Annotated in this window: 2 protein-coding genes; one reads left to right on the forward strand and one right to left on the reverse strand. The window is 40.8% G+C overall.

Annotation, left to right across the window (positions count from 1 at the left end; genetic code table 11):
• The first annotated feature begins 472 nt into the window (after positions 1 to 472).
• Positions 473 to 853, forward strand: coding sequence for a cystatin domain-containing protein (locus R7M72_RS25145; RefSeq protein WP_005480328.1), 381 nt, complete (start codon positions 473 to 475; stop codon positions 851 to 853).
• Between the two features lie 64 nt (positions 854 to 917).
• On the opposite strand, the gene R7M72_RS25150 is transcribed toward R7M72_RS25145, so the two are convergent.
• On the reverse strand, positions 918 to 1,211 hold a 294-nt coding region (locus tag R7M72_RS25150), incomplete at its 5' end, for an SbcC/MukB-like Walker B domain-containing protein (protein ID WP_318056466.1).

Raw genomic sequence — 1,211 nt, forward strand, 5'->3', positions numbered from 1 at the left:
TAAGGCTTTTGCGAAAGTAGACTTACCACTGCCGCTACTACCAATGACATTTATCCTTTTCATATAACGCCCTCCTTGGCGCTGGCAACAAACTGACGAAGAACGCTGCAATTAGTCAAAACTACAGCTTATTTTTACAGGTCGGTGATAGTAGTGTTTTGTATGATTGATAAGAAGTTTCAACGTCAACCATGTGAGCCATGACTCATATTAAATTTGATTTATTGCGCTTAACGCTGCCCCAACTCTCGAGTAAATTGAGTCTTCGTAGGCAACAACATCACGAGTTTTTACACTGTAAACTGATTTATCAAGAACAGAATCTTTGATTTATCGTGTTTATTTTCTATGTAAACTCGATCCAATTACTCATCGAATTAACTTTGTGCATATCAAAAGTTTGCACAACATAGACAATGGCGTGATCTCATCACCACTATAATACGACCCGATATGAATAGAGGTGATGGTTATGATGTTAAAAACAGTGTCGACTTGTGCAATTTTGGGGTTGCTTGTTGGTTGCCAACCAAAAAACCAAGAAGAGACGACACATGTAACAGCCTCGGCAGATGTATGTAATACACAGGGAAACATGCCAGGTGGGTGGAACGAATTTGATGCTACCCCTGATGCACAAAAGGCAATGGCCTTTGTCCTGAAACAAATGGATACTCTTTCGTCATTCAAACAAATTCTGACAGTTCATGCACAAATAGTGAGCGGTGTGAACTACGCAATTGAATTTGAAATGGATGATGGCTCGATTTGGAACACTATTGTGTATCGTAATCTCGACGGAGAGTACGCGATTACTCAATCGCCAAAAGAAGGTCACTTCTGCGAACAATAAGTGTCAGAGTCGATAAAAAAGCCCCATAAAGGGGCTTTTTTGTTTTCATTTAACTGTTTGATTTTTATTTAGATAATAGCATCTGAGATTTAACCGAAACGGTAGAACCAAACCTAGACGGTTCAACATCGATTCGCAACGCCATCTGCTCTTTGAGTTCAGACACGTGTGAAATTACGCCAATCATGCGGCCCGTTTGTTGCAAGTCGACCAATGTTTGAATCGCCAGATCGAGAGATTCAGGGTCCAAGCTACCAAAGCCTTCGTCGATGAATAACGTATCTAAACGAATTCCACCGCTGTAAGATTGCACTACATCAGACAAGCCTAATGCCAAAGCTAAAGCTGCCATGAAGGA

It is taken from the genome of Vibrio sp. YT-18 (assembly GCF_033337345.1).
Taxonomy (GTDB): domain Bacteria; phylum Pseudomonadota; class Gammaproteobacteria; order Enterobacterales; family Vibrionaceae; genus Vibrio; species Vibrio alginolyticus.

Coding starts and splice junctions, on each gene's coding strand:
- R7M72_RS25145 (WP_005480328.1), top strand. CDS start 473: ATGATGTTAAAAACAGTGTCGACTTGTGCAATTTTGGGGTTGCTTGTT.